Here is a 21,386-nt window from a genome sequence, read left to right as displayed (position 1 = left end):
AGCATTGCGCTAGTCATTCAAGGAGAAAGACTGTGATGCACTATTCCAAGACATTGGCCTTGCTCTCGCTGGTCTGCGTGGCTTGGACCACCGGGGCACCGGCCTCCTATCTAGGCGACGACTTCCTGAAAGATGTAGATTTTAACAAGCTTGACACAAAAACAAAGTCTTATGAGGGCAAGTCGCAAGAATACAAGGTGTTCGGCGATATCTTGTTGCCAATCGATAGCGCTAACCGAGCTTTTTCAGGTCGTGTCTGGAAAGACGGCAAAGTCGTCTACGCATTCGATGATGGTATAAGTACTAGTCAAAAGGAAATGTTTAGAAAGGCGTGTGGACTCTGGGAAGTCCCCGGCAAGCTGAAATGCGTTGAGCGCATTTCAGAGAGCAATTTCGTTGTCGTCAGCAAGATTGCCCCCGATGGGGTCATTGCAGGACAATCAGTCGTCGGCATGCCGTCGGGCGTCGGCCATATGGATATCGTCGATTGGAACATGCAAACACTGGTCCATGAGATCGGGCACATGATCGGCAAGGCGCACGAGCACCAAAGATCGGATGCGGCCCAATACATCGATATCCATCTCGAAAACACTAGCGGATCCGAATCCGTTAAGTATAATTTACTGCCCTCATCGACACGGAATCACAATCCGATCGACTTTGATTCCTGTATGTTTTACTTCGATACAGCTTTCTCGAAAAATGGGCAGCGCACTATTGTTCTGAAGTCGCCCTACTCAGCCTACCAGAATAAAATCGGCAAGGCGGAAAAACCTTCTAAAGTCGACAAAGAAGATATCTCGTTTGAATATCGATAAATTTTGGAGGGTAATATGCGGCACGCTCCGGCAGCGCCTGTCTATTTTTTATTTGCAGTTCTGCTATTGCCAAATCCAAGTATAGCAGGTGGAATGCTGAAGGAATTTTCCGGTATTGGACAAATTGGGGGGGCTCAGGTCAATCAAATCATCAAAGATCTTGGGGAAAAGAATATCATTGTTAAGGACGGACCAAATATTCCCGTTCCAATGAAGAATCTCGGGCCGGCTTTGCCCAAAGACGTGCCGCCGACCGAGCAAACGCAAGTCAAGAAAGTACAGGCTGGATCTCCCGTGGCGGCAGCGAGGGATCGGTTATCAGAGCAATTCGATCCGAGAATCGTCGGTGGTAAACTTGCTACCGTAAATGAATTCCCGTGGCAGGTCGTTTTGATCGTCGGAGGAACGCCGAAGGAAGTCAGGTCTCCGTTTTGTGGCGGTTCGATCATAGCATCGCGCTGGATTTTGACCGCGGCTCATTGCCTCGCCGACATTCAATCTCCGGACGGCGTTGAAATTGTGTCGGGATCGAATTTTCCTATGACAATCGGGCAAGGTGACCGAGTCAAGATTGAAAAAATTATTAGTCATCGACAATATAATAGCGAAACGTGGGAAAACGACATAGCTTTGTTGTATCTAGCGCGACCAATTAAGCTCGGTACGCCTGTACTCTTGCCAACTGCTGACATCGAAATTCCCGCCAAATCGGAAGTCACGGTTTCCGGATGGGGGGCGGTCACGATGTACGGTGGCATGACGACGATGCTACTCAAGGCCAGCATGCCGGTGGTTGCTAATGAGGTATGTAATTCTGCGGACGCTTACGGTGGCGCCGTCAAGGCGGGGATGCTGTGTGCCGGTTACCGCGACGGAGGCGTCGATGCTTGCCAAGGAGATAGCGGCGGCCCGCTTGTCGGAACATCCCCTAGGGGAAAACTTCTTCTCGGCGTCGTCAGTTGGGGGAAAGGCTGTGCCCTTCGTCTCAGATACGGCGTTTACACCCGAGTCCCCACCTATATTACTTGGATCAATGAGCATATTAAGTCTCCAAAGCGAGTTTCAAGGCTGTAAGCCCCTTGAAATCGAGATGGCTCGGCAACCGTTCGCGCGACGAGCCGCCCGCGTTCCCGCGAGGATCGAAGGTGATACGGGCTTCCCCTGCGGTGCAGTCGAGAGCCTGAGCCGAGCAGGCGCCGCCTACCGATATTTTTGCGGATGGCTAGGTTCACCGGGGTAGAGTGCGCCCCCACGATCCCGTAGAAAAATCCCCGGGGTGGTACGCGCTGCCCTGGGGTGTGGAAGCCTCGTCTACCGTGGCTTGGTGCTCGCTGGCTTGAGCACCGTTCTTCTCGACCATGTGGTCGGGGAGCCTGCGACGCATGTCCAGGCGCCCCCGGGTGCTAAAGGTCGTGGGGCCGACGGTAGACGGTCTTCCAACTCCCCGACTGCGGTCGGTCGAGGTCCGTTTGCGGGGGCGTACCGCAGACACGGACTCTCCAGGGAGTGGGGGCATGGCGCAGACCCCTCACGAGAGCATCGCCACAACCGGTGTGGGCCACCGGGTCGGGCGTCAGGCCGGGCCGCTCGACGCCGCGATCGGCGCGCGGATCGAGGCTCTGCGCAAAGGCAGAAAGATGTCCGCCGGCACGCTAGGTAATCAGCTCGGGCTCTCGGGTGCGCAGGTGCGCAATTACGAGAAGGGCACGGACCGCGTGCCGGCAGCGACCCTGTTCGCGATCAGCGCCATCTTCGGCCTGCCGGTCAGCCACCTCTTCCCCAGGGGGAAGGGTCCGGCTGTTCCAGCCTATATCGACGACATCACCGCGCGGCTCTGCGCCATCGATGATCTACGGTTTCTGGCGCCCCTGCTGGACATGCTTGCCACAATCGCCCGCTACAAATCGCAGACAGAGGCGGGCGGCCCGCGCGCGCCAATATGGGACTCCGCCGAGGCGGCCGACGATCCTCTCCACGCCCCTATGTCGGCCGGGCGGTGACCAGCCCGCTCACGCCTCGTCCCGCCCCAAACTTCGCACCGCCCGCCGCCCGGCGGGCGTGAGCACCCAGGCCGGTTGCCCCCGCTCGCGCACCGTCACAAGACTCATCCGCTCTAGAGCGTTTTCGGTTTAATCTGGCTCATATCCCGCGGCGGCGAAGAAGTTGGCGCATTCGTCTGGCGTGATGGTGTCGATGAGCCGGCCGATGGCCGTCCACAGCCCTTCGACCGTGCGCTCAGCCGCCTTGCGCAGCAGCGCCTTGAGCTTGGAGAAAGCCATCTCGATCGGGTTGAAGTCCGGCGAGTAGGGCGGCAAGAACAGCAGCCGCGCGCCAGCCGCTTCGATCGCCGCGCGCACGGCCGGCCCCTTGTGGCTGCCGAGGTTGTCCATGACGACGACGTCGCCGGGGGAGAGTTCGGGCACGAGCACACGCTCGACGTAAGTCTGGAAGGCGTCGCGGTTGATCGGCCCGTCCAGCACGAACGGAGCGGCGATCCCGGACAGGCGCAGACCCGCGACGAAGGTGGTGGTTTTCCAGTGGCCATGCGGCACGGGAGATCGCAGCCGCTCGCCGCGTGGTGAGCGTCCGCGGATGCGGGCCATATTGGTCGAAGTCCAGGTCTCGTCGAGGAACACGAGGCGGGCGGGGTCGAGGTCGGGCTGGCCCTCGAACCACGCCTCGCGGGCGGCCTTCACGTCCGGGCGGTCCTGCTCCGTGGCGTGGGCTGTCTTTTTTTGTAGGTCAGGCCGCGTGCGTCGAGGAAGGTCCACAGCGTGCCCATCCCAACCGCGAGGTCGTGCTTGTCCTTCAGGCGAGCGCGCATCTCTTCCAGGGTGATGAGGAAGGCGTGCATCGCGCTGTCGCGCGAGTCGCGCACGGCGCCGAGGTTGTGGAGCGCGATCCATAGCGCCCGGAGCTTGGCGCCGTAGGGGCCTGCCGCCACCGAGCCCGGGCGGCGCAGCGGGCCGCCCGCGCCGGGGATGTCGCGCAGGCGGGCGAGCAGGCGCTCGGCCTCCGCCTCCGTCAGATCCTTCGAGGAGCCGACGCCGTAGGCCGCGAGCAGCGCCCGGTAGGAGCCGTCGTCCAGGCGCGTGCGCGTCTTGATCGCGTGGATCGCCCGGATCATCGACACCATCACGCCAGACGAATGCGCCAACTTCTTCGCCGCCGCGGGATATGAGCCAGATTAAACCGAAAACGCTCTAGCGCCTCACAATCCCGACCGGGGATACCGATGCCGATCCACTCCGCCTTCCTTCTCCTCATCGCCCCTTACCTCGGGGGCGCAGGCCGCCGCCTTCGATGACCTGAAGGGCTATCTCGCCTCCTGCTTGCGCTTCGAAATGAATGGCCCAAACGCGCCGCGCGGGGTCGCCGCCTCGACCCGCATCCACTACGCCCTCGACTGCTGCTCGGATGATGACGCCCGCCTCGACCGGGCGGATGGGCGCCGCCTGCGGAGCGACGGCCTCAGCCCCTCGACCGAGGAGGTAATCCGCGCCGTCGTGACACGAAGCGGCGGTGGCTTCGCCAACGTCCGCTATTGATTGCTTCTAGCCGTCCACCGCTCCGCAATAGGATGCGTGCAAGGTGGGCGCAGAGGAGCAAGAGAGTGACGGGACGCAGCGGGCCGTTGCCGGCGCGACGGCGGCGGGGGAAGAGGAGGCGCGCCGCAATACAAGCCGAGCTTCGCTCTAACAAGGAGATCACCCTGATGGCCGAGGGCCAACGGCTTGACTTCGTGTTCTCGATGATCAAGCCGCACAGCTTCGGTGGCAAGACCGAGTTGTGGGAGCCCACAACCTCGAATCCTTCACCGTGATGGCCGACCTTGCCGCCGTCACGATTCGGATCAAGCTCTACGCCACCGCGCCGACCCTTTGCCTGCCCCCCACCATCACCGCGCGGATGGCCGCGACCATCGACTCGATCTCGCACGGGCGGTTCGGCATCAACCTCGTCACAGGTCGGCCCGGGGGCGTACTCCTCGTCTTCGACTACTTCCTGAAAGGGCTCGACGAATTCGGCACCCGCATCCAGCCCCTGATGAGGACGCGGCGGCACATCACCGTCGAGGCGCCCCTGGCGGAGGTCGCCTGATGGACGTGCCTGCAGCCTACCGGGATCCGGCGGGGCGGTTCGGCGCGGTGACGCTGCCCGCGCGGCCCGAGACCATCGTCTTCGACCCCGCCGCGACGGCGCTGATGATAGTGGACATGCAAAACGCCTACGCCACGAAGGGCGGCCATGCCCACGGCGTCACCCACGCGCAGCTCGTGGACCGCGCACTCCTCAATTTCCTCGCCCGCCCTGAGGGAGAATTGATCCGCCCTCAATTGGTATAGCTTCTGAGCCTGGAAGACGGACGCCGGGGTACCGCATAATCAGCGCGTCGGGGAAAGCGGCCGGGTGGCGCGTCAACGACGGCTCCTGCCAGTGTCTTCGCCCGGGCCGATCACGCTCTTCGACGAGCCTCCGCATGGGGTCCGCAACGCAGTTCCGTCACGTCGCCCATTTCAGGACGTCGGCGGACAAGCCGCTGCCTCGGCGCAGAGGGCTGCAACTGCCTTAGTTCAGGGAAATCCCGGCTGCCGGCAAACCGGACGGTATGGCAGGCGGTACGCCGTTCGGCACCTGAAGATTCGTTGCCTTGGATTCCTCAGCCTTCGACGTCTTCGAACTTCCGATCAACTGCGCAAGCGCTTCGTTTCCGATGCGCGGGCGACGAATAGCCTGCTGAAAATCGGGGGCCGAGTTTCGACGAGACGACAAACTTAGCTGCAAATGCTCAAGCATATCTTTTGCAACTTGCAGTTTATATTTTTCTTTCTCTACATTGGCCAATCGAATTTTTTCTGCATCAGCTTCGCGCAGCTGTGCTTCTTGCGACAAATATCTCAGTTCTAAAGATGCCAAGGTCAGCTTCGAGGATGCGTGCTCCAGGATATCACTCGTTTGAACCGTAGGCCTCGAGAAGTATAAATAAAAGGCGTTAGCCAGGAACAAGAACGTCAAGCCAAAAAGCAGAATATCGAATGTTCTGTTAAAAAGGATCCACCCCCCAAAAATGATGATTGAAACGAGGGCAGAGCTATACATTAAAAGTTTCCGCAAGGCCGCCATTATGCTCCCGCCATTATCCAAATAATGATTTATAATCAAAATTCCCTAAAAATCATTTGAGGCAGGAATGTGACGAGCAATAGTCTGTCAACATTCATATAGCAATCAGATGAAAATATGTGCTGCAATGATGAAGATTGAGATTTAAGGAGGCGAACAGCTTCATAGCTGGCTCCACGCTTTGACCGCAACGCTGTTCGCCTTGAATGAACCCGGGCAACACCAACCCGTCGGATCGGCGACGTCTTCCCCTGAGCCCGCCTTGCACGCCGCGCTCCCTGTGGATGGAGAACCAGTTCCGCACTACATTAAGAGCGGCGTCGTTGTGCGGGGAGTCAATCTTACGAGCGGATGCTCCTTTCACCCGAGAAAATACGGATGCCGCTTGGTGGTTGAATAACGGATCGAGGACGTATCCCTTGAAAATTGACAGACGTTCACTGATTGGCGCTGGCGCCAGCGCACTTGGACAAACTGCCTGTCTGACACGTCCAGCGGATGCCGCATCTGCGCGCAGCATATCGCTCCTGTCCCCCGTCCGCACGGGCGTAGCGACCGTCGATTCTCAGGGCTGCGTGACCTATCCTGACCAACCCGTCGCGGCCAGTAAGACCTTCAACTTTGCAGGCGAAGCAACCGGAAGCTTCAAAAACATCATGATTTCAGTCCCCGGCGTCCGGCCCTGGGGCAAAGTCGTTCAGCAAAGCAACGGTAGCTGGATATGCACAATGGATCTCAGCACGGTACGGACCGGGCCGCTCAATTGTCGCATCATGGCTTGGTACGACGATTGGGGCGAGAAGGTTATAAATCTCGATTTCACGTTGCTTATCGACAATCCTCTGGTTAGGCGCGCCGCATTGGGAGTTCCTGCCGCTGCGGCAGGCATGAGGCCAATCCTCGTTGACGACTTCGATGCCTTTCCCGACGAAAGGCGCTGGGCGTTTGGTGTTCGTCCAGACGGCAGCCAGTGGGGATCCGGCTCGCACTTCATGACAAACAAAGAAAACCTCAGCGACGTCTTCCAGCTGCCGATGCCGTCGTGTCTCCGCATTCGGGCGGTTCATGATGAGAACTATAGAGATCCCGAACGATGGAATCGGAAGTGGCGTTCAGGCCTTCTCTGTACGGCCTATGCCGACCAGCGACCGCCCATCGCGACGTTCCGTAAAGGCTATGTCGAGATGAAGGCCATCCTGCCCCTGGGCAAAGGCATGTGGCCGAGCATGTGGGGTTTGCCACTTCACAAAGACGGGCGCGGACCGAATAAATCCTTTCCTCTCAACGAACTCGATCCGTTGGAAGGCTATTGTCAAACAGCGGACCCGGGCAAGTACTCTATCAGCAACGGTGCCATCGAATGGACCAGCCCCGGAAAGATGGGCAAAGTCAGTGGCCCGAAATTTACCCGAGAATTCGATGCCACATCCGATTGGCACGTGTATGCATGCGCAGTCGATGATACCGATATGACATGCTACATCGACGATAAAGTAACTTACAAGATACCGATTCCGGTCCCGGAACTCAAAGATCCATTTTACTGGATGTTTGACAATGCCCTTTCGGCTGGCGACTGGCCGATCGTGGTCCCGCCAGCCGGGTATGTCGATATGTGGATAGATTATATCCGAATATTTTCAGCCGACTGACGATTTACCACAGCGGAAAGGGCATCCCCAGGCATCCAGGCGCTGGCGGAGCGGGCATCTACGATGCTCGCTCAACCTCTCATCACAGGCAGGGGGCTGTTCGGCGCCACTCTCTCAATGCGGTCCCGTGTCCGCTCAAGTCGGACAGACGAGGGAGACCGCAACATCAGATGTGGAACAGCCCGTGATCGTCGAACCGAAAATTCTCCGTCGATAGCGATCCGATGTTTACGTTCTTGAGCAGGATGCTGTCAGAAGGACTTACGGTGATGAGAGTGTCATTTCCTAGCGCGCTCATATGAGACGCCTTCAGCTCAGCAAAACTATGCAAGTCCGTGCGGTCAATTAGGATCGTATCGTGATTGGTTCCGGCGCCAGCGATGAAGTTGGTGATGCTGTCTTTGCCGAAGTTGGCTGAGAATACGAACGTATCCCCACCGCTGCCCTTGAAGGAATCTGTTACGGTCGCTGTCGAAACTAGGACCACTCCGGTTTGATAAGCGGTTTGGACGTGACTTCCATCCGTGCTCGTCTGATCGGCCGACATCAGTTTCCCTGCGGCGTTATAGCTGTCCCGTTCGGCAACGTAGCTCTTGCCGGTGATGTTGGTGAGGTACACGTCTTTCGACTTGTCGGCATGGACCTGCGTTTCGCTCGCCAGGACGGACTGGCCGCTGGCTGTGGCATAGACCTTGGTGTTGGAGGCTTCCGCGCCGCCTGGCGCGTACTTGACCGCCTGCGTGGCCAGCACCGCCTTCCCGCCGACAATGGCATAGGTGGAGGTGTCCGACATGCCGTTGCTGGCGATCACCGCGTGCGACTTGAGCAGGCCGGCCGCATCGTATTGGTCGGCCGTCACGGTACCGTTCGAGGCGACGGTGTAGCTGTAGTCTAACGTTCCGTCGGCATGGGTGCGGCTCAGATTGGTGAGGGCGCCTGCGGCGTTGTAGCTGTCCCGTTCGGCAACGTAGCTCTTGCCGGTGATGTTGGTGAGGTACACGTCCTTCGACTTGTCAGCGTGGACCCGTGTCTCGCTCGTCAGAACGGGTTGGCCGCTGGCTGTAGCATAGACCTTGGTGTTGGAAGCTTCCGCACCGCCCGGCGCGTACTTGATCGCCAGCGTAGCCAGCACCGCCTTCCCCCCAACAATGGCGTAGGTGGAGGTGTCCGACATGCCGTTGCTGGTGGTCACCGCGTGCGACTTGAGCAGGCCGGCCGCATCGTATTGGTCGGCCGTCACGGTGCCGTTCAGGGCCAAGCTGTAGCGATAATCCACAGTGCCGTTGGCTTGAGTGCGGATTGCTCCGATGAGGGCACCTGCGGCGTTGTAGCTGTCCCGTTCGGCAACGTAGCTCTTGCCGGTGATGTTGGTGAGGTACACGTCCTTCGACTTGTCGGCATGGACCTGCGTTTCGCTCGTCAGGACGGACTGGCCGCTGGCTGTGGCATAGACCTTGGTGTTGGAGGCTTCCGCGCCGCCTGGCGCGTACTTGACCGCCTGCGTAGCCAGCACCGCCTTCCCGCCGACGATGGCATAGGTGGAGGTGTCCGACATGCCGTTGCTGGCGATCACCGCGTGCGACTTGAGCAGGCCGGCCGCATCGTATTGGTCGGCCGTCACGGTGCCGTTCGAGGCGACGGTGTAGCTGTAATCTAACGTTCCGTCGGCATGGGTGCGGCTCAGATTGGTGAGGGTGCCTGCGGCGTTGTAGCTGTCCCGTTCGGCAACGTAGCTCTTGCCGGTGATGTTGGTGAGGTACACGTCCTTGGACTTGTCAGCGTGGACCCGTGTCTCGCTCGTCAGAACGGGTTGGCCGCTGGCTGTAGCATAGACCTTGGTGTTGGAAGCTTCCGCACCGCCCGGCGCGTACTTGATCGCCTGCGTAGCCAGCACCGCCTTCCCGCCAACTTCGGTGTAGGTTGAGGTGTTGACCGTTCCATCCGCCGACGTGACTTGAACGGATGCCAGAACACCTTTGGCATTGTAAAGGGTCACAGTCTTCGGCGCCTCGACGGCAGGCACGACCTTCGTTCCATCCGAGCTTGTCGGCTGCGTCGCCGTTGTCGGCGTGCTACCCGATTTGTTGGTGCTGGGTGTGACTTGAACTGCGTCCGGAATCTTCGCATATGCGCGAATGTAATCAATCTTTGATGTTATCGGCACACTTAACGCATCGGCATTGTTATTGCCAGATCCCTGGGTCGCTAAGTTCGCGACGAGATACATGGGTCCATGCATGTCGCTCGGCGTTGCCTGAGAACCTACAAAATTTCCATCGACATAGAAACTGATCTTATCAGCCTGCCAATCCATGCCATAGGTATGATAGCCGCCAGGGTTTTTGACTTCGCTGTAGACCTGCCTATTAACCTGCCAAGGTATGGTCGGGGTCTGATCCGTGGTGTGGATCGTGCTGTACACACCTTTTACATTGGCGCCGTACTGTTCGACGACATCAAGTTCCTGCCAACCTGATAGATTGTTCGGATTGGAAGCAGCGTTGACGGGCAGTAGCCAGAACGCATTCCAGGCGCCCTTAGCGGTTGAGAAATCTGCACGGATCTCGAAATACCCGTAAGTCTGGGAAAAACTGTTCTTGCTTGAGATCAGACCAGACTCCCAACTACCGGCATAGCCGGATGCCGTCTTGTCCGGGACTGCAGTGATCGAGAGAACCCCATCCGCTACCTTGAACGGATCATAGCCAGACGCCGGATCGACAAATGAGGAGTGCCCGAAACCGATGTCGGAATTGGCATCATACCGCCATTGGGAGCGGATATCGGCCCATGTCGTACCAATTCCGTTCTGAGAGATGCTACGGGCATCGAATTCATCACTGAAAGTTAGTTTGTATTTACCAAGGTCCGGCATCGAGGCCCCCAACGCAATTTATGCAATCGTTGCTCGTACCACTTACGAATCCACTAAAATAATGAGGATATAAAATTGCAAATAGATCAGTGATGCTTCGATGGTTGCCCAAAAATGAAGGCGTCATCTTTCTCTATGTAACGATACTCGTCAGCGCTTCATACATGGGGCTCGCAGCAGCGTTCCCTTCAGAGCTGGATTGAGTCGGTTTTAAAAGACGGATCGTGTTCGAGACGGGACCCTTGTCGACCTGGTTCTTCCATGCCCTCACGGCCGAGGGTCTCCCCGCGATCTGTATCGACCCCCGCCAAGGCCGCCCTCGACATGGTGGCCAACAAGACCGGCGCCAACGACGCCGAGGGATTGGCTCATCTGGCCAAGATCGGTTTCTTCCGCGAGGTGCACGTGAAGGGGTACGACAGCATGCTCGTGCGGACGCTCGTTGCCGGACGTAACAGGCTCGTACGGATGGCGACTGAGCTCTCTAATCAGATCCGCGGCTTGATGAAGACGCTCGGCTTGATCGTGCCGGGCACAAAGGGCGGATCGTTCGAGACGGAGGCTCGACGTCTCCTCTCGGACGAGGACAGTCCGGCTCGCGTCATCCTTCCGCTGCTGGAGGCCTGGGGTGCGGTTCGCCGGCGGGCGGCCGAACTCGGGCGCCAGCTCCTCGCGGGTGCTCGTCGTAGCCAAGCCTGTCAGCGTCTCATGGCGATCCCAGGGATCGGGGCGATCACGGCGACCGCCTTCGTGACCGCGATCGAAGATCCCGCGAACTTCAGGTCGTCGCGCTCCGTCGCTGCCTGGTTCGGGCTGACGACGCGACGCTATCAGTTGGGCGAGGTCGACTATGATGGCCACATCTCCAGAAGAGGAGACGCACACATGCGGGGGCTCCTCTACGAGGCCGCGACCGTTCTGCTGACGCGAAGCTGGGTGGACAGCGACCTGCGTATCTGGGCGCCGAAGCTGCGCGAGCGGCTACGCTTCAAGCGCGCCGCCGTAGCCGTCGCGCGCAAGCTGACTGTCATCATGCATGCCATGTTGCGGTCCGGCCCGTCTTACCTAACGAAGGCTGCCATGGCCTGACCCCAGAACACCCGATCTTGACGGGCGTCAAAGTGCGTCGAGGCGTCTCTGCCGGGACGGGGACGAACCATTCCGCCGAGGCTGTTGCACCCTGAGATCCTCACCGGTCCATCGAGTGCGCTTCACACATCGGAAGGTTCATCCTGCGAAGCCCCATCATGCGGCGGCCCATGCTGACCGCGAAGGCGACCGTGCTCCCGGCAAACGACAGCCCGACGATCCGAAAAGGACTTGCTTTATGCCAAGCGATTAGACGACAGCCTCGCCAGACCGGAGATCGCGGCGATGCGGTAGGGAGAGTTCGTCCTCGACCCGCGCGTCACCGCCCGATCAACTGTCGGATCCCCGCGAAATCTTCGCGCAGACGGTTTCCGATCAGAATGAACAGGGCGATAACATAGAAGGCGCTTCCTGCGAGGAGCGCCAAGCCGATGTGTATGGCATCCGCGAAGGCATTCCTGACGACGAGGTGGCAGATGAACCCGGCCACCATGCCAACCGCGACCGGGGCCAGGATCCCCCGCATGAGGGACCTCAGCGACAGGATGCCGATGCGCTTCAGGGCCAGGAAAGCCAAGCAGGAAAAAAGGACCTGCGCAAGGCTGACTCCCCACACCACGCCCAAAGGGCCGAACCAATAGCCCAGGGCAACCGACGCGATCCGGGCCACCACAAGGAGGACGGTGAGCCAGAAGATCGTCCAGCCGTGCCCCCGGGCGAGGAGCACGGAACCGCAAAGCGACGCGATAACGTTCAGAGCGTAGAACGGTATCAGCACACTCAGCAGCGTTGCCGCATCCTGCCAAGCAGGGCCGAGAAACATGTGAATCAGGCCCGGCACTGTCGCCGAGGCAAAGAAGGCCACCGGAGCCACAACGAGAGCGAGGATGTGGACGAGCTTTGCGTGAAGCTGCCTGATGCTGGCGTCGTCCTCACGGAGGGCATGTGCGTAGAGCGCGCCCCAGAGGGGGTTCGAAGCGGATTCGCACACGAAGCGCGGAACCTGATTAGCGAATGTATAAGTACCCAATGCCGCCGGCCCAAACATGCGACCGAAGGCAAGATTCTCAGCGAAGCGCCCCGCGAAATCTGCCAGCCGGCTGCACACGAGCGAACTGCCCGTTGAAATGTGCGATTTCAGGACGGTGAGACGGAACGTGAAGTCCGGTGGAACGAACGCGATCGCGTTCAGAACAATGGAGCGTACCAAGTACAACGTCACGTACTGAGCTGCCAAACTGAGTGCACCCGCTCCCGAAACCGCGAGTGTGACAGCGACCGCAGCCCCCGTGAGATTGCCCGCGAGGTCGGCGCTGGAGATCGCAACGAGGCGACGCTCCCGCGTCAGCCGCGCGTACGGCAGGACAGCTGACGTCACTAGAATGAAGCTGAATGCGAGCAGCGACATCACATTCGCAACGCGGGGTTCGTTCGAGAGGGAAGCCAGAACCATCCCCCATCCCGCGATGAGCACCCCGAGCAGGACACCGAGGATCAGCACCAACCAGAACGCCGTGGACCACACGTCCCGTGATTCGAGCGGCTCGCGCGCAAGCGAGGCGCCCAAGCCGCCATCCGCCAGCGTCATGAAAAAGGCCACGGTCGGCAAGGCCAGAGCGTAGATCCCGAATTCCGCCGGCCCTAGCAGATGGGCCATCAACGGCAGCATCACCAGTTGAAGCGCAATTTTGACGAGATTCACTCCGCCACCAGCGAGGACGTTGACCGCAAGTCGGCGGCCCTCATTCTTGGTCTTCGGATCAGCCGAAACCGCCTCGGCCTCTATCCCAATCAGGATTCCATCAGTCGACTCATCGGTAAGGAACGCGCTGTTGTCGCCGGTTTTATTTCGCAAATCCTTGTCGGAGCTCTCGTTGGGTGCACTTGAAGCCTTCCCATCTTTTCTATGCATGACAGGAAACGCTCATATGCAATCCTCTACTTGATTCAATGACCAAAATTAATAGTCAAATCATCATAGCTTGGCGAGAGGTCATGATTTGGACAGCGGGCCAATGCTTAATCGACGCCAGATATACAAAATTTCATCGAAAAATCAATCTTGATCTATTTGAGACTCGATTGGATTCGGGGGTAAGCTAAACAGACGCCCTTCGAGCGCGTCGAGGACCGTCCGCCGCCATCTGCTGCCGTAACCACGTCCGCTCCAAGTAGGTAGCCCTCACTGAACCTGAACCGAACGATCGAACCAACCGTTGAGTTCAATCAAGGTCGTTCACTGTGTGCGACACGAATGGCGCCACGAGCCTCGCCCTCATGGCGGCAATCAGCGGCAATGGAAGGCCCATTGGAGATCATTAAGTCAAAGCCAAATGAGAGCGCACTCGATAACGTGAACGATGACACCGGTCGCCGCATCAGCAACAGGCCCCTGGTAGCGCCTATGCCCTTATTTTGAGCAGCGCGTGACACAGGACACGTTGTCTTAAACACCATGACCTCAGAAACATAGCTGCACCGTTCACGGGATAGAGTACTTAATTGATTGACAGATAAGGATTATCAGGATTTACGCTGCCTATGTATTTTCCGCTGATGCGATCTCCAATGAAGTCGATCATATTGCAACCTACAAGGCTTACGGATGCCTGAGGAATTTTATCTCTAACAATTAACACGCCGCGATAATTCTGAATCATATTCCAATAGTTTCATTGAAAAAATGCAAATCAAAGGGTAGATGTTAAGCTTATGATTAATCCCGAGCAAATCAATCGAAACGTAAAAAGACAGACAAGCCCGCACTATGTCTACTTGGATTTTTTACGGTTTGCCGCCGCTATTATGGTCATGCTCTACCACTACTCAACGGCAAATTATGTTTCAGAGCACTGGCAGATCGGCACCAAAGCCGCGATTGGGACAAACCTCGCCGATTACCGACCGTTGATGCCATATTTTTCAACAGGCTGGATTGGAGTGGACATCTTCTTCGTGATCTCCGGGTTTGTGATCGCCCTGTCGGCCGAAGGAAGGGATGTCAAAAACTTCGTACAGAGTCGCGTTTTACGCCTTTATCCTGTCATTGTGATTGGCACGATCATAGCAATGACGGTATCTCTTCTGTACTCACAAACCAATTGGGAAACTATTTTGCTTCTCAGCTTCAAACAGATTGTAATATTTCCTAAGGGCGAATGGATCGATGGCGTCTTTTGGACCCTGGTTGTCGAAGTCGCATTCTATGTTGCCATAACGCTTATTATATACCTTGGCATGTATAATAAGATAGAGACCATTGTGACGTGCTGGTCATTAATGACGCTCGCCATCTCATTGATCACTCTATTGTCCTATCTATCTGATGCATCAGAACTCCACCTCATATATCGCTTCGGCGTGTCGTACTTTTCAAGAATCATTCTCGTTTCGACCGGACCCTATTTTTGCGTCGGGATCTTAGTTTACATTGTCGCGCGGAGCGGGTTGTCACTCAAGCGAGCAGTCCTGCTTGCGGGAAGCGCCGCGGCATGTCTCATCAACATCTATCTCGCGTCGAGCGACGACGAGTTTATCCAGAAGGGATATGCGACAGCCTTTGTGCCGATGATCATATGGTCTTTCGCAGTCATCGGCATTGCCTTTTCTGCCTGGTCCGGAATTTCATCGCCCGGAGGAGCACGGGTTCGGACGATCGCGCGCTGGGTAGGCCTGATGACGTTTCCGCTTTATCTTATCCACAACAGTCTGGGGGCCTACCTGCTCGGCCTCATCATCAAAGCGGGGGTCCCCATCTATCCCGCTTTCTGCATCGCTGTCGTTGTGGTCATCATCGTGAGTTTCGTGATCTCGCGTTCGCTAGAGCCGCTGCTGAGAGGCGCTATCAGAAATCACGTTTTTCCGGGCGTCGATCGGATCCGTATGCGGGTTGCCCATATCGTGAGCGTGCGCTGAAGTTTGCCGTCGAGCGGTCATACCAGCAGGCTGCAGCAAGCCGTCGAACCGAGAATGAGCGGGAAGGAACGCGGAAACCGCACACCCGTGTGCTCCGCCCTCACAATCGCCAGACGCAGCCTCGCCGCTCTACCCCGCCAAGGTTAGGGGACGCGATGCTCAGTGAGCAACGCGACCACTTGCAGGGGTAAGATGACCTTCCCAGGATCCCCGGACTCTGCGGGCATCCCACTTCATCGACGTTGATCGCCGCGCCCTGGCCCATCAGGCGACGGCAGGCTACAGGATGTGGCGAGCGGGGGGATCGTGGCATGCCATCGCCACACGGCCAACGCCCTCAGGGCGCAACGAGCAGAACCGCTCACCTTTGAGCCGCCATCCGGTGGATGGTGGCATACGAACTCGCCGTGGTTCGAGAAACTCCACTGGCGCGAGCCGGCAGCGCTGCTATAGCTACGAGCACGCCGCAGCATATAAGACGCTTCATTTTGGGTTCAGTGCCATCTTCTGACTGAAACGTGATGACGCGAGGATCTTTCCGCTTTTAGTTTTGTGCCTTAACGTATGTTCAATGCGCTATAGCTGCTCACCAACGCGCGCCTGATTGGGACCATATGCATAGGTCTTTGCAAGCAAGAGACACGCCGGAGATCAGACATTACTACATTCGTCTTTGTAATACGCCAAATTTTTCGCTAATTCATCACTGTATTTCTAAAGCGGCAGCGACGCACTCGAGACTAGCATCAAATGAGTAATGCAACTATCTCTGTTGTCATGGCAACATACAATGGATCCAAGTATCTATCGGATCAGCTTGATAGCTTGACTTCGCAGAGTCGATTACCCGATGAGATCCTGATCTCAGATGATTGCTCGACAGACGACACAGTCGCTATCCTTTCGCGCTTCAAGAATGAAACTTCGCTGAACGTTCGGATTATTCGACGTGAAAGACAGCTGCATTTTCGAGAGAACTTTCTGCAAACGGCTTTGGAGGCGAGAAGCGACTTCGTTGCATTCTGCGATCAGGATGATATTTGGCGGCATGACAAGCTGGAACGGTGCGCCAAATATTTTTCCGATCCCAGGGTAGCGATGATTGTTCATCCAGCAGAAACTATTGATCATCAGTCGAAGAAAATCGGGCATTTCCGTCAAGGCATTACCAAGCAAGCGATTATGCCGCCGCTTTCCTACGATCTCTGGCATGGATTTTGGGGATTTTCGATCGTTTTTCGCCGCAATCTTCTCGATCTACTACCGATTCAAGACCGCTTCACCGACTATATCGCGCCAAATCATCTGATTTCCCATGATCGATGGATTACATTTTTAGCCCAAATGGTGGGCCAGACGATCGAGATCGACGAAGAGCTAGTAAAATATAGACAACACGCCTCAAATCTTTTTGGGAAAGGCTCCCTGTTCGCAATTTCGACCGGAGACGAGCTAAGAAACCGAACTGATCGTTATATCGAGATAGCGAACCAAATGCTTACCGTTGTCGCCAGTTTGGATACAGCAACGACCAAGAATTATCCACTGTTCGATAGGGATGCCTGCAAGCATTTTATTACCGAATCTCTTGAAACCCTCAAGAGAAGACGCGAACTGTATTTGGAAGAAAGTCGACCGAAATCTATCATCAAGGCAGTAGCCGCTCTGACTGACGGGACATATAGGTCGTCATTCAGCAAGAAAACCAAGTGGCGATCATTTGCACGCGATCTTCAATATCTTGCTTTTGGTTCGCGATGAACCACCTCCCATACCCACCAATCTTTACAAATTGAATACTTCAACGAGGTAGGAAACTCCCCGCAAATCCCACTTGGGATCGAGGCAACTACATGTCTTTCGATTGAATTCTAACCAAAACATGAAGGTTTGGGACGAGAGCCCAGGTACCGCCAGAGCGAATAGCAAAAATCGCTGTCTTCGACCGCACCCCGTTCATAGCCACACATGGCTCTTTGGCGAGCGCGGATGCGGGAAAGAATCCGTCCGGCAGGGAGTGGACCTCGCATAGGGACGTCGCGTGTCAGACATTCAAAACCGTTCTCACTCAGAAGCTTGCCCTGCGCTACCGTTCCAGCGCTGCGAAGATGACAAACAACGTGGTATCCAGTACAAATGATCAGCTCCGTTCAATGTGAAAGCCGATTTTTTCTGGCTCGGCGTTGACCTACGCAGCTTTCTGGAGAGTGTTTCCTGTGCGCTTGAGATCCCTAGATTTCATACGAGGTCTCGCAGCACTTCTCGTGGTCGTCTACCATTTCCAGCATTTCGCAGCCATCGGCCAAGCGGCATCCTCTTGGTCCGTAGACTCGGCGGCGCTGCCCTTTAGCAGCGCCCTCAAGATCGTCTACCTGTACGGCTGGATGGCGGTTGATTTTTTCTTCGTCATTTCAGGATTTGTATTCTTCTGGCTTTATCGGGAGCAAATCTTTGAACGGAAAGTCAATGCATGGTCTTTTGCGGTACTGCGGTTCACACGCCTGTACCCTCTCCATTTTGTGACATTGCTGTGTGTGGGCGCCCTACAAACTCTTTATCGCCCCATCGCAGGTTCGCCGTTCATCATTCCACATAATGATGCCACGCATTTCCTGCTGAATGTGTTGTTCATACAAAGCTGGGGATTCGAGCGAGGTCCATCATTCAACGCGGCGAGCTGGTCCATCTCTGTCGAAGTCCTTCTATACCTGATCTTCTTTGTCGTCTCTCTGAGCCGGATGTCACGATCGCCTCTAGTGGTGCTTGGCGCGGTCTGTATCGGCCTCTTGTTGCAAGGACTTAACCCGGTCATCGGGCGGGGCATCGCCGGGTTTTTCGCGGGTGGCTTAGCCTACTACGCCTTGCAAACGATTGTCGCCCGCCCAGACCGGAAGAAGCTGACGTGGGGAATCATTGGCTTGACGGCAGCGATCTGGTTTGTCGTCGTGGTCGCGATTCAAGGCGACGTTCTTGAGCATGGCTTTGCCGCCGTAGGATGGGAGCGGTGGACGACGATCGCTGGAAAGATTTCCGGGCGATTTATCTTATATGTTCTGTTCCCACTGACGGTCATCGCCCTGACGACCTCGGAGCGTGTCTTGAATTGCCGCTGGACGCTGGGTCCGCTTCTTGGCGATATCTCGTATGCCGCCTACTTAATTCACTTCCCATTACAACTTTTCGTCGCGAACCTCGTTGTTCGGGACATGCTACCGTCCACTGCGGTCACAGGGCCGGTGGCGCTCTTCGCCTTTCTTGCGACGTTGATTGCTTTGTCCTGGCTAACCTATCGATATTTCGAGCTGCCGATGCAGCGCTTCGGACGCCGCATTCTCCTCGCGCGTCGGGACAAGTTCGCCTGAGCGGTCGTCGTCTCGTTTGCCCCGACAAAGGTTCCGCTAGATTATTGAATGCGCGCCGTCGCACTCATAGAATGGCGATGGGTCATCCAGTCACGAAGGTGGCCGGGCCGCCCTCCCCTCATTCACCGGGATACGTGTAGAGGGGTTCCCTGGGGCGAATCCCGACGTACAAGCCGTTCTTCTCGGTGCTTCTGTCGATAATCGATCCCGCACCGATCACGCACCCCTCCCTGATGACGACGCCTGGCAGGATCATGACACGGGCGTAGATCATGCATCCACGCTCGATGATGATCGGTTTGTAGATCTCGTCGCCGGTCGTCCTACGATAGGGACCGGTTTTGATAATCTTATGGGTTGCCGTTTCTAGATGAACCTCTGAACCCATTCGCACCCATTCGCCCACTTCGATCTGAGCATAGTTATTAATTCGACTCCCAACCCCAATCCGAACGTTGTCACCGAGGGTTAGACGACTAGTAAGAATATTGACACCACTACCAATACTCGAATTATTGCCTATTTTCACGCCGGCGCCTCTTAGGAGGTGAGCGCGCAGGGGGGACAAAACTTCTGTTTGTTGAAGCTTCACCAAAGCCCTAAATGCCACTCTATTCATTCCGTATCCCTTGGACATACCCTGCTACAGGCGGACACGAAACCACCTCAATAAACCAGGATATAGATGAGCCATTAAGCTGTATTTTAGAAAATTTCGCCTTATCGCTGCCACGGGCCATCATATACGCGCAAGCAATACGCGCAACGACAAGATGCGTTTGTGCCTCGGTTTACTGGACGTTTGCCTGGTTGCGAGCTGAGCGGAACCGTTTTGGGCGATCAATTAGCCGGCTCGGGGCTGGTTGGCATGCCACGAGACGCAGTCGCATTCACCAACCTGCTGTCCTTCCGGGACCGCGCGGGATCGTTCAGGACGATACCCAGCACGCGGGTATTGGCCGAGCGTAACGCCCGAATTGCCTCGGAAAGCTGATCGAGCTTCGTCCGGTTCAAAGTGGCAACCAAGACGACGCCCGTCAGCATGTGTCCGATCGCCTGTGCGTCGGGCGAGGATTCGAGCGAAGCCATATCGAGGATGACATCCCGCTGGCGAACAAGGTGGCTCAACCCGGTGCGGATCGCCGGCGAACCCAGAAACGCGTTCGGATCGGCCTTGTGTCCTGTCGCCAAGCCGGCGACGGCCGGGACAAAGCTGAGAGAGGGCGTGATCGCCACTTCAGGAAGGTCAGTGGCGGGCGAAGGCGATTGCATGATCGTATCGAGCCCGGTCCCGGCTCGAGGGGCGAGACGACGGGTGAGATCGGGCCGGCCGAGGTTGGCATCGATGAGAGCGACCCTGGAGCCGAACGCGGCAAGGAGGTGAGCGAGGTTTGCGCTCAAGATGGTGCAGCCATCGCCTTCCTGGCAGCCTACGAACCCGATCGAAACCTGTTGGGACTTGATGCCGGCCGCGAAGATGACCGTGCGGAGCAGGCGCATGGCCAGGGCGAACTCGGTCTCGGGCTGCGTCAGAGCCGTCGTGTCAGTGAGCCGCCCTGCCTTCCACCGCGGGACGGAGACGAGGCAGTCGACCCCGAGCAGACGTCGGATTTGAGCAGGCGAGCGGACCTTGCGGTCGAAGTTGTGAAGCACTGCGATCGACGCAATTCCGGTCACAAGGCCGAGAATGCCGCTGAACAGCAGAATCAGCTTGGTCTGCGGAAAGGCAGCGGCCAGCGGCGGAAGGGCCGAGCCCACGATGCGTGCGTCCGAATCAGGAAATTGGAAGTCGGTGATGACCCCCGTGGCCACGGCCTCTTCGGCCGCCTTCTTCTCGGCTTGGATGAGGGAGATTCGACCTTGCAGGAACTCGATCCCGCGCTGATCGGATGCGGCGTGGACGAACACCTGATCTCGGATATAGGCTGCGGCGATGGAATTCGTAATCCGGGTGGTGTTCGCCGGAGTAAGGCCGCGGAACGAGACTTCGAGAACATAGGATTGGCCGAGGCGCCGCACCTGCACGCGATCGGAGAAGTTCTGAAAGGCGATCTCGCGAGCGCGTGACGCCAGCTCATCGTCCGACGGCCGACTCGACGGCGGGGAAAACAAACCCAGGATCTTACCGAGCGTCCGGCCAACCAGCCCTGGGCCCTTATCCGCGTAGGCCGAATCGCTATCGAGCTTGAGCGTGTCGAACACGTAGCGGAGGTTTCTGGCCGAGCGGATGACCTGGAGCTGGCTCTCGGTCTGGGCGCTGTCGAGGACTGGGGCTGCCGCCGAAGCCGCTGCCGCTGCGTCGGTGCCGGGCGGAAGGCGCACCCGCGGCTCGAGGGCGATTTGGGCGCTCGCGACATATTCGGGCTGCGCCACGGCGACGTAGCCGAGCCCTGCAATGAGGCAGAACAGGATCCACAGGCCGAGCCAGATTGCTCTCCGGCGGACCGCTGCGATCAGGTCACCAATCAGCGTGCCACCGGGGTCATCCGCTTCCTGGCGCATGTCGACATGTTCTAATCCAGGAAGCGCGGCCTGGGGCAGATCTTCG

Annotated in this window: 14 protein-coding genes and 4 pseudogenes; 12 read left to right on the top strand and 6 right to left on the bottom strand. The window is 57.4% G+C overall.

Going from position 1 to position 21,386, the window contains the following annotated elements; translation table 11 throughout:
- Window positions 1-35 precede the first annotated feature (35 nt).
- From J4O73_RS08800 to J4O73_RS08790, 3 genes are all read left to right on the top strand, one after another.
- Window positions 36-821, top strand: coding sequence for a M12 family metallopeptidase (locus tag J4O73_RS08800; RefSeq protein ID WP_426216481.1), 786 nt, complete (start codon window positions 36-38; stop codon window positions 819-821).
- A gap of 15 nt (window positions 822-836) precedes the next feature.
- Entirely contained in the window at window positions 837-1,895 is a 1,059-nt protein-coding gene (locus J4O73_RS08795) for a serine protease (RefSeq protein ID WP_426216479.1), read from the top strand.
- 440 nt (window positions 1,896-2,335) lie between these two features.
- Window positions 2,336-2,821: a helix-turn-helix domain-containing protein gene (locus J4O73_RS08790; RefSeq protein WP_426216477.1), complete on the top strand. Its 486-nt coding sequence runs from the start codon at window positions 2,336-2,338 to the stop codon at window positions 2,819-2,821.
- Window positions 2,822-2,950: 129 nt separating this feature from the next.
- Here J4O73_RS08790 and J4O73_RS08785 read toward each other — a convergent pair.
- A protein-coding gene (locus J4O73_RS08785; protein ID WP_426216875.1) for an IS630 family transposase occupies window positions 2,951-3,948 on the bottom strand; the annotation gives its coding sequence in 2 pieces (ribosomal slippage) (window positions 2,951-3,558 and window positions 3,558-3,948; 999 coding nt in all).
- Between J4O73_RS08785 and J4O73_RS08780 the strand changes: the two are divergent.
- From J4O73_RS08780 to J4O73_RS08765, 4 genes and pseudogenes are all read left to right on the top strand, one after another.
- Window positions 3,902-4,012 (top strand): annotated as a pseudogene (locus tag J4O73_RS08780) (IS630 family transposase); the annotation flags it as partial. The gene J4O73_RS08785 and the pseudogene J4O73_RS08780 overlap by 47 nt on opposite strands.
- A gap of 153 nt (window positions 4,013-4,165) precedes the next feature.
- Window positions 4,166-4,369, top strand: coding sequence for a hypothetical protein (locus J4O73_RS08775; RefSeq protein WP_426216476.1), 204 nt, complete (start codon window positions 4,166-4,168; stop codon window positions 4,367-4,369).
- Between the two features lie 120 nt (window positions 4,370-4,489).
- A pseudogene (locus tag J4O73_RS08770) lies at window positions 4,490-4,868 on the top strand (LLM class flavin-dependent oxidoreductase); the annotation flags it as partial.
- A gap of 53 nt (window positions 4,869-4,921) precedes the next feature.
- A pseudogene (locus J4O73_RS08765) lies at window positions 4,922-5,071 on the top strand (pyrimidine utilization protein B); the annotation flags it as partial.
- Window positions 5,072-5,390: 319 nt separating this feature from the next.
- On the opposite strand, the gene J4O73_RS08760 reads toward J4O73_RS08765, so the two are convergent.
- Window positions 5,391-5,921 (bottom strand): hypothetical protein, encoded by a 531-nt coding sequence (locus tag J4O73_RS08760; RefSeq protein WP_426216475.1) that lies wholly within the window; start codon window positions 5,919-5,921, stop codon window positions 5,391-5,393.
- A gap of 443 nt (window positions 5,922-6,364) precedes the next feature.
- Here J4O73_RS08760 and J4O73_RS08755 point away from each other — a divergent pair, with 443 nt between their 5' ends.
- Window positions 6,365-7,597 carry a hypothetical protein gene (locus J4O73_RS08755; RefSeq protein ID WP_426216474.1) on the top strand — a complete coding sequence of 411 codons (1,233 nt, stop codon included), beginning with the start codon at window positions 6,365-6,367 and terminating at the stop codon, window positions 7,595-7,597.
- 166 nt (window positions 7,598-7,763) lie between these two features.
- Here J4O73_RS08755 and J4O73_RS08750 read toward each other — a convergent pair whose 3' ends face one another.
- On the bottom strand, window positions 7,764-10,472 hold the full coding sequence (locus J4O73_RS08750) for a family 16 glycosylhydrolase (protein ID WP_426216472.1): 2,709 nt from the start codon (window positions 10,470-10,472) through the stop codon (window positions 7,764-7,766).
- A gap of 215 nt (window positions 10,473-10,687) precedes the next feature.
- Between J4O73_RS08750 and J4O73_RS08745 the strand changes: the two are divergent.
- Window positions 10,688-11,561 (top strand): annotated as a pseudogene (locus tag J4O73_RS08745) (IS110 family transposase); the annotation flags it as partial.
- Window positions 11,562-11,880: 319 nt separating this feature from the next.
- Here the strand turns inward: J4O73_RS08745 and J4O73_RS08740 are convergent.
- The gene (locus J4O73_RS08740; RefSeq protein ID WP_426216470.1) at window positions 11,881-13,473 is read right to left on the bottom strand and encodes an oligosaccharide flippase family protein; all 1,593 of its coding nucleotides are present in this window, start codon (window positions 13,471-13,473) and stop codon (window positions 11,881-11,883) included.
- Window positions 13,474-14,273: 800 nt separating this feature from the next.
- Between J4O73_RS08740 and J4O73_RS08735 the strand changes: the two genes are divergently transcribed.
- The 3 genes from J4O73_RS08735 (at window position 14,274) to J4O73_RS08725 (ending at window position 18,838) form a co-directional block, all read left to right on the top strand.
- Complete coding sequence (locus J4O73_RS08735) at window positions 14,274-15,476, top strand: acyltransferase family protein (RefSeq protein WP_426216468.1); 1,203 nt, start codon at window positions 14,274-14,276, stop codon at window positions 15,474-15,476.
- 750 nt (window positions 15,477-16,226) lie between these two features.
- Window positions 16,227-17,237, top strand: coding sequence for a glycosyltransferase (locus J4O73_RS08730; protein ID WP_426216467.1), 1,011 nt, complete (start codon window positions 16,227-16,229; stop codon window positions 17,235-17,237).
- A gap of 446 nt (window positions 17,238-17,683) precedes the next feature.
- Complete coding sequence (locus tag J4O73_RS08725) at window positions 17,684-18,838, top strand: acyltransferase family protein (protein WP_426216873.1); 1,155 nt, start codon at window positions 17,684-17,686, stop codon at window positions 18,836-18,838.
- Between the two features lie 118 nt (window positions 18,839-18,956).
- Here the strand turns inward: J4O73_RS08725 and J4O73_RS08720 are convergent, their stop codons facing one another.
- On the bottom strand, window positions 18,957-19,457 hold the full coding sequence (locus J4O73_RS08720; RefSeq protein ID WP_426216465.1) for an acyltransferase: 501 nt from the start codon (window positions 19,455-19,457) through the stop codon (window positions 18,957-18,959).
- 221 nt (window positions 19,458-19,678) lie between these two features.
- A complete protein-coding gene (locus J4O73_RS08715) occupies window positions 19,679-21,340 on the bottom strand; it encodes a Wzz/FepE/Etk N-terminal domain-containing protein (RefSeq protein WP_426216463.1) in 1,662 nt (553 codons plus the stop codon).
- Window positions 21,341-21,386 lie beyond the last annotated feature (46 nt).

This window comes from Methylobacterium sp. NFXW15, from assembly GCF_049887755.1.
Lineage (GTDB): Bacteria > Pseudomonadota > Alphaproteobacteria > Rhizobiales > Beijerinckiaceae > Methylobacterium.
The sequence above is the reverse complement of the archived record's forward strand: the minus strand, read 5'-3'. Positions and strand labels throughout refer to the sequence as shown.